The sequence below is a fragment of the Paenibacillus sp. oral taxon 786 str. D14 genome (assembly GCF_000159955.1).
In the GTDB taxonomy this organism is placed as follows: Bacteria; Bacillota; Bacilli; order Paenibacillales; family Paenibacillaceae; genus Fontibacillus; species Fontibacillus phoenicis.
Genome location: NZ_GG695970.1, coordinates 454198 through 461753 on the forward strand (window position 1 = coordinate 454198; position 7556 = coordinate 461753).

Sequence of the window (7556 nt, forward strand, 5' to 3'; positions counted from 1 at the left end):
GTGGAAATTGTAACCTTTTATTTGGATTTGGAGGCAAGAGACATGGTATGATGGTATTGTGTGCTCGTGTCTAACCAGCTCAAATAAAGGATGATTGGATGAATGAGTAAACGTATTTTAATTGTCGATGATGACGAAAAAATCGCAAAACTGATCGAAATATATCTGATGAATGAAGGCTATCATGTCCTGAAGGCGGAGGACGGCTTGCGGGCGCTGGAGATCACCGAGCAGGATGAGGTTGATTTGGTGATCCTTGACGTAATGCTCCCCGGGCTCGACGGAATATCTGTCTGTATGAAGATCCGTGAATCGAAGACCACGCCGATCTTAATGCTTAGCGCCAAGGACGGCGATATGGACAAGATTACCGGGCTGATGACCGGAGCGGACGATTACATGGTGAAGCCGTTTAATCCGCTGGAGCTCGTCGCCCGCGTCAAATCGCTGCTTCGCCGCTCCTCCTATACAGCACAGCCGCCAAGCTCAACGCAGTCATCGCAGGATCATATCATCAAGATCGCCTCGCTGGCGATCGACAAAGAAACGCACACGGCGACCGTAGACGGCAACCCGCTGAAGCTGACGCCTATCGAATTTGGCATTTTGCATTTGTTAGCCAGCCATCCCGGGCGGGTGTTTGGTTCTGAAGAGATCTTCGAGCTGATCTGGAAGGACAAATATTTGGACAGCAGCAATTCTGTAACCGTGCATATCAGCCGCCTCCGTGATAAGCTGGAGAAGGAAATGGATGGGGAGAAGCTGATTCGTACCGTATGGGGGGTCGGCTACAAACTTGAAAGCTAGCCTGCGTTTTGTTGCCTGGTTGTTCTGGACCGTCGTCACTTCACTCATTTCGCTGTTTCTGCTTATTTTGCTGGCGCGGTTGTTTTTCCTCACCTTCCCGAGTATGACGGTGTACAATGTGGTGATGTGGATTAACCGAAATATCGGTTTCCCGGAAGCGTATTATTTAACCGGCGTGCCGATTCTTATGCTGTTTTCGTTATATTTTTACCGCCGCAGCCTCCGCCGTCAAGAGAAGCGATACTTGGAGCAGCTGATCGAAGAGGTCCATAAAATCGAAGCCGGCTCCGTACGGAAAATCCCTGTGCAGAACGTCGGGCAGCTTGGACAGCTCGCGACCGATATCAACCGGATGATCGATCGGTTGGTCACATCCATCGAGGACGAGCGACGGGCGGAGCAGACGAAAAATGAGCTGATCACCAACGTATCCCATGATTTGCGCACCCCGCTTACCTCGATTACCGGTTATTTGGGACTGATCGAAGAGGACCGTTACCGCGATGAGGTTGAGCTGCGTTATTATGTCAGCATGGCCTACGAGGAGTCGCTTCGATTAAAGCAGCTGCTGCAGGACTTGTTCGAATATACGCGTATGCAGAATAAGGAGATGAAGCTGGAGTTCAGGCGGATTAATCTGGCGGAGATGCTCCATCAAATGGCTGCCCATTTCGGCTGGCAGTTGCAGGAGAACGGCATGGAATGCCGGCTGTACCTGCATGGGCCGCTGTACGTTCAGGCGGATGGGGACAAGCTTCGCAGAGTCTACGAGAACCTGATGACCAATGCGATCCGGTATGGCCACGATGGCAAGTATTTGGATATTCGCGGCTGGCAGGAAGGCGATGAAATCATCACAGAGGTTGTGAATTACGGCGATCCGATCCCGACCGTCGACTTGCCGCATCTGTTTGACCGGTTCTACCGTGTGGAGAAGTCGCGCGCTTCCCAGACGGGGGGCTCCGGCATTGGCCTCGCGATCGCCAAGCATATCGTCGATTTGCATCATGGCACAATCTCAGCGGACAGCAACGAGTATCGTACCGCGTTTACGGTGCGGTTACGCCGGGACGGTGCATGAACTATCAACTAGAATTCGCATGATGACGCCAGATGGCGTCTTTTTGTTTAAGGAAAACGCAGTAAATTCTTAAGGAAAACTTAACAATTTCTTAGTCGGGACGCAAACTCTATTCGGCATAATGGACCAAGTATGGCGGAGATATAAAGACAGCCTTGTTCTGAAAGCCGGGAGAAAGTGAGGAATCAATCATGAAGACTCGTTCTATGGATTTGCTTTACCGCGAATATAAAAATGACGTTTTTCGATATTTGTATAGTATGTGCCGTAACTCGCATATCGCTGAGGATTTGATGCAGGAGACGTTTTGCCGGGCGCTGATGCACCTGCACGAAGCAGAGGGGAAAAGGGCCAAGGCCTGGCTTCTTCGCGTCGCCCATAACGCTTATATCGACTTGCTGCGGAAGGAAAGCCGGTCGTCCTCGTACGAAAATGAATTTTTCCACCGTTATCCGAGTGACGATACACCGGAGAAATCCGTGCTTGGCGAGGAAAACCGCCGGGAACTATACGCGCAGCTGGCTTTTTTGCAGCCCAATCAACAACATGCGGTGCTGCTGTATGACGTACAGGGCTTCTCTTATCAGGAGTCGGCGGATTTGATGGGCATCTCGTTATCCCATTTCAAAATCGTGTTGTATCGCGCCAGACAAAAGCTGCGCCGGTCTAGAGAAACAGCCTGATCTTATATACTTATACTTAATCATACTTAACTATCTAAATATGAAATTTTCACCTTTGAGGCTGCCTTTGGGCAGTCTTTTTGGTTTGTTCTCTGTTCAATTCGGTTTACTTGATGTAGGATATTACCAGAAATCACCTGAACCTAAGGAGGACGAAACCCATGTCGAAGTTGCCATATCATCTGCAAGACTGCGTTTCATCTGGAAGCCTCGCCGCTGGGCCAAGGTCATTTGCTGGAGCATGAGTTACTGAAAGGCATAGATTCAGGCGATGGATGGGTTAAACCGCAACCAACGTTTTGGGTCGGATCCGGATAAAAACGTTCCAAAGTAAATGAAGCAAACCATCCTATATCAGATAAAAATGTGAGGTCAAGATGAACCAGTCAACCGCCGTCAAAACGGCTAACCCTGCATTCACGGTCTATCCGATTCTTTTTGCGATCAGCACGGTGCATTTATTAAACGATACGATGCAATCCGCGATCCCGGCTTTATTCCCGGTACTGCGCGAATCTCTGTTGTTATCCTACGGCCAAATCGGCTGGATTTCGTTCGCCATGAACATGACGGCTTCCGTGTTTCAGCCATTGGTCGGTTTGTACTCGGATGTTCGGCCCCGGCCTTATATTCTGCCGCTTGGCGTTTGCTTTACGCTGGCGGGCATCGTCATGCTGGCCTTTGCCCCCAGCTATCCATTGATTCTGCTGGCGGTCACCTCTATCGGGCTGGGCTCGTCGGTGTTCCACCCGGAGTCGTCGCGCGTTGCTTATTTGGCGGCAGGTACGAGACGCGGGCTGGCGCAGTCGATTTTTCAGGTCGGCGGGAATATCGGAGCTTCGTTAGGTCCGATCATGTCGGCTTTGATCTTTATCCCTTTGGGTCAGACCAGCGTCGCTTGGTTTGCTTTGGCGGCGGTGGCGGCGATCGTCATCCAGTTTTGCGTGGCAAAATGGTACAGCGGGCAGGATCTGAAACCGCGTAAGCCGCGTACAACAGGTTCGGCAGCCGCGGGCGGAGCCGCTCGGCCAAAGAGCCGCCTCAGCCGGGGCAAGATCATACTGGCCATCACCGTGCTGGTGCTGTTGTTATTCTCCAAAAACGTCTACTCGATCAGCATCTCGACGTTTTATTCGTTTTTCCTTATGGACCATTACGGCGTTGCTAAAGATACGGCACAATGGTATATTTTCGCCTTTTTGGCGGCTTCGGCGGTGGGTACGTTTTTTGGCGGGCCGATCGCGGACCGCTATGGTCGGCGCAACATCATATGGGTATCTATTCTTGGAACGGCGCCGTTTTCGATGCTACTGCCTTACGCTAACCTGTTCTGGTCAGGTGTACTTGTCGTCATTGCCGGCCTGATCATGTCCTCGGCTTTTTCGATTATCGTTGTGTATGCGCAGGAGCTGCTGCCGGGAAAGGTAGGGCTGATCTCCGGCCTGTTCTTCGGCTTGTCCTTTGGACTTGGCGGCTTAGGTTCCGCCGTGTTGGGGAACTTTGCCGATCAGGCAGGCATTCTGTTCATTATGCAGGTATGCTCCTTGCTGCCGTTGATCGGTCTGCTCACCGTCCTGCTGCCAAAGGATGAAGCATTAAAAGAGCAGGAGGCGGGGAGTTGATGATGCCAACGATTGCAGGTGCAGCCGATTTGCGCGAGGCGATCCGTCGTCAGCCGGAGATAATGGCCGATCTGCAGCTCGTTGCTGAGCTGAGGTTGCCTCAGGGCTGCATTGCCGCCGGTTATATCCGCAACTTTGTCTGGGACGTGCTTCATGGCTATGCCGAACGGACGCCGCTGCACGATGTGGACGTGCTGTATTATGATCCGGCGTGTCTGGATGAAGAGGCGGAGAAAGTTTATGATGCACGGCTGCGCGAACGAAATCCTCGGCTAAATTGGTCGGTGAAAAATCAGGCGCGCATGCATTTACGTAATGGGACGGCCCCTTACCGCTCCGTCGAGGATGCCATGCGCCATTGGCCGGAAACAGCGACAGCCGTTGGCGCACGCTTGAACGCTGCGGGGGAGGTCGAGCTGATCGCGCCCTTTGGGCTGGACGATCTCCTGTCACTTCAAGTTCGGCAGGGTCCGTATTTTCACGATCACGACGTGTTCCGGAAGCGGGTCAACGGCAAAGATTGGCTCAGACGCTGGCCGCTGTTAAAGCTGGTCGAGGGGGAGGAGGGGCTGCGGCTACCTCATTGAACGAGGGGGTATCGCCAAGACCTAACAGATAACGGACTCAGATGACGTTATTTTGAGTCCAAACGCTTAAAATCGATAATTAACGGACTCCAGAGACCTTATATCCTGGAATTTGCTCCTTTCAAGGCAAACCAAGGGCTAATAACGTCATTGAGGTCCGTTAGATTTTTTACAAGCACAAAATCAACGAAATAAGGACTCTGAGGTCCGTTAGGTTTTTATGCAATCCCTTCCGGCAACAAAACTTCCTGCTTCTCCCTGCGTTTCATGATAAAATTTGATTATTATTGGTTTTGATCCATACATAGGGAGAGTAGGATACATGAAGAGCTCAAAAGGGTATTTTTATTATTTTATCTGGATGCTGGGAGCGCTGGTGCTGATGTATTATGGGCATCAGTTTATCGACATGATGAACAACAAGACGCAAACGCTGGGTAAAATCGATTACGGCTTGATCGGCAAAATCGTGTACGGGTTAGCATTTGGATTGTATTTAAGCTTCCTGAACGGCTTTCCAAACCGGCGGAAGTTCCATCGGCCGCTGTTTGCTTTCGTATTTGTACCGAGCTTCCTGTTGCTGATCTATCCGATTATTACAATTTATGTGAAACAGATTTATATCGTAGGTTATTTCGAGATCGTGCGAGATCCGCAACTGTTTTTCTTTGGGATGCTAAGCGCTTTATCTTTGATCAAAAGTACGTTTGCGACGCGTTAAGCTCGTTAGAAGGTGACTCAATATCCGGCGATGGAGGAGGAAGAAGAAATGGCAAAGATTTTAGTGCTTGGCGGCTCTCGTTATTTTGGCAAAAGATTGGTTAACCTGCTGGCAAGTTCGGGCTTGCACGAGATAACGGTTGCGACCCGGGGACAAACAGAGGTCCAGTTTGATTCTCCAGTTACGCAGCTGCGGCTGGACCGTACAGATGAGAAATCGTTGCAAGCGGCGGCTGAGGCTGGACCTTGGGATCTGGTGTACGATAACATCTGTTTTTCGCCTAACGAAGCGCTTGCCGCGGTGCGGGCATTCAAGGAGCGCGTCGGGAAATATATTTTGACCTCCACCTTATCCGTCTACAAGTTGGGTAAATCGCCTTTAACCGAAGCTGATTTTGATCCCTATCATTATGAACTGAAGCTTGGCGATAAGCAGGCGTTTGATTATGGGGAAGGAAAACGGTTGGCTGAAGCGGCATTCTTCCAACAGGCAGATTTTCCGGTGAGCGCCTTGCGGATTCCAATTGTATTAGGGCCGGATGATTATACACGGCGGTTGCATTTTCATGTCGAGCATGTTCAGCAGGGGTTGCCGATTGGCGTACCGAACCCGGACGCGGCGATCTCGTTTATCACTTCGGCGGAAACGGCGAAGTTTCTGGCCTGGCTGGGGGAATCCGAACTGACCGGGCCGATTAATGCTTGTTCCGATGGGGAAATTACCATTGGAGAAATCATCCGCCTCATTGAATCCATCACCGGCAAAACAGCGTTGATCGAACGCGAAACGGCTCAGGAGCATCGATCTCCATTTGGCATCCCAAGCTCGTGGGTGATGGACAATACTAAAGCGCATGAGGCGGGATATCGTTTCGAAGCGCTGGACGATTGGCTGTCGGGGTTAATCTGTCACATCGCGGAAAGCGGACAGAAGGGGTGAGTTTCGAGACATGTCTTTTGCAAATAGGACTGTGATTGTAACGGGAGCGGGGCACGGCATCGGCCGCGGTGTGGCGGAAGCTTATGCCCGGGAAGGTGCGTCCGTCGTACTGGCGGAGCTTAATGAAGAAACCGGCAGAGCGGCGGCGGAGGCAATTCGCAAGGCCGGGGACCGAGCCCTATTCGTGCCTTGTGATGTGCGCCAGGAGGCTGATATCGTTCGCTTAATGGAAACGGCCGAGCGTGAGTTGGGGCGGATTGATATTTTGATCAACAATGCGGGAGTATCGCGGTTTAAATCCACCTACGAGCTTACGGTAGAGGAATGGGACGATGTGCTGAATACCAACGTGCGCAGTACGTTTCTAGCTTCCCGTGAGATGGCCAAACGTGTGAAGGGAAGCGGCCGGGGCGGAGCCATCGTGAACATCTCCTCCACGCGTTCGCTCATGTCTGAGCCCGGTTCGGAGGCGTACGCCGCCTCCAAAGGAGCGATTGTGTCGCTTACGCATGCGTTAGCTGTATCGCTTGGCCCGGATGGCATCCGCGTGAACTGCATCAGTCCGGGGTGGATTGAAACCGGGGATTACGGCGCTCTGCGCGAGATCGATCACAAGCAGCATCCGGCAGGACGGGTCGGAACTCCGGAGGATATCGCCCGGGCTTGCTTGTACTTGACTCACCCGGACAATACGTTTGTTACCGGCGCGCATCTGGTGGTAGACGGCGGGATGACGCGGAAGATGATTTATGAGCCTTAAGGCGAACATTGATGAATCAACATGATATAAGGAGCTTAAGCATGGGACCGATTTGATCCTGCACTCTTGAACCTAACCTTTTTTTTGACCCCGGGGTTTCCGGGTTATTTGGTTTGGAACAAAGGAGTGATACACGGGGATGAAACGGTCCTTTTTATGGTTATGGAGTTCGCAGACCTTGTTCAATGTGGCGGACGTTCTGTATATCGTTGCATTCATCACGCTGGTACGGGTCCATCGTATGAATCGGTGTGATACACCCGCAGTTATTTCATCAACCTGCACAAAACGAATCAGGATGGTATAATTAGGAAAAGATGATTCGTTTTTCAAGGAGCTGTGGAGTTGTGGATGTG

8 protein-coding genes are annotated in these 7556 nt (G+C 51.4%); all 8 read left to right on the forward strand.

Annotated elements, in window-relative coordinates:
- The first annotated feature begins 102 nt into the window (after positions 1-102).
- The 8 genes from POTG_RS02165 to POTG_RS02200 all read left to right on the forward strand — a co-directional run bounded on the left by POTG_RS02165 (position 103) and on the right by POTG_RS02200 (position 7200).
- Positions 103-807 carry a response regulator transcription factor gene (locus tag POTG_RS02165; RefSeq protein WP_009223150.1) on the forward strand — a complete coding sequence of 235 codons (705 nt, stop codon included), beginning with the start codon at positions 103-105 and terminating at the stop codon, positions 805-807.
- Positions 797-1888 carry a sensor histidine kinase gene (locus tag POTG_RS02170; protein ID WP_009223151.1) on the forward strand — a complete coding sequence of 364 codons (1092 nt, stop codon included), beginning with the start codon at positions 797-799 and terminating at the stop codon, positions 1886-1888. The genes POTG_RS02165 and POTG_RS02170 overlap by 11 nt, the downstream gene beginning before the upstream one ends.
- Before the next feature lie 191 nt (positions 1889-2079).
- On the forward strand, positions 2080-2571 hold the full coding sequence (locus POTG_RS02175) for a sigma-70 family RNA polymerase sigma factor (RefSeq protein ID WP_009223152.1): 492 nt from the start codon (positions 2080-2082) through the stop codon (positions 2569-2571).
- A gap of 377 nt (positions 2572-2948) precedes the next feature.
- The gene (locus tag POTG_RS02180) at positions 2949-4193 is read left to right on the forward strand and encodes an MFS transporter (protein ID WP_009223153.1); all 1245 of its coding nucleotides are present in this window, start codon (positions 2949-2951) and stop codon (positions 4191-4193) included.
- Positions 4193-4780, forward strand: coding sequence for a nucleotidyltransferase family protein (locus POTG_RS02185; RefSeq protein WP_009223154.1), 588 nt, complete (start codon positions 4193-4195; stop codon positions 4778-4780). The genes POTG_RS02180 and POTG_RS02185 overlap by 1 nt, the downstream gene beginning before the upstream one ends.
- Positions 4781-5102: 322 nt before the next feature.
- Positions 5103-5501 (forward strand): hypothetical protein, encoded by a 399-nt coding sequence (locus POTG_RS02190; protein ID WP_009223155.1) that lies wholly within the window; start codon positions 5103-5105, stop codon positions 5499-5501.
- A 48-nt stretch (positions 5502-5549) separates the two neighbouring features.
- On the forward strand, positions 5550-6440 hold the full coding sequence (locus POTG_RS02195; protein ID WP_009223156.1) for an NAD-dependent epimerase/dehydratase family protein: 891 nt from the start codon (positions 5550-5552) through the stop codon (positions 6438-6440).
- Between the two features lie 10 nt (positions 6441-6450).
- Entirely contained in the window at positions 6451-7200 is a 750-nt protein-coding gene (locus POTG_RS02200; RefSeq protein WP_009223157.1) for an SDR family NAD(P)-dependent oxidoreductase, read from the forward strand.
- The last annotated feature ends 356 nt before the right edge of the window (positions 7201-7556 follow it).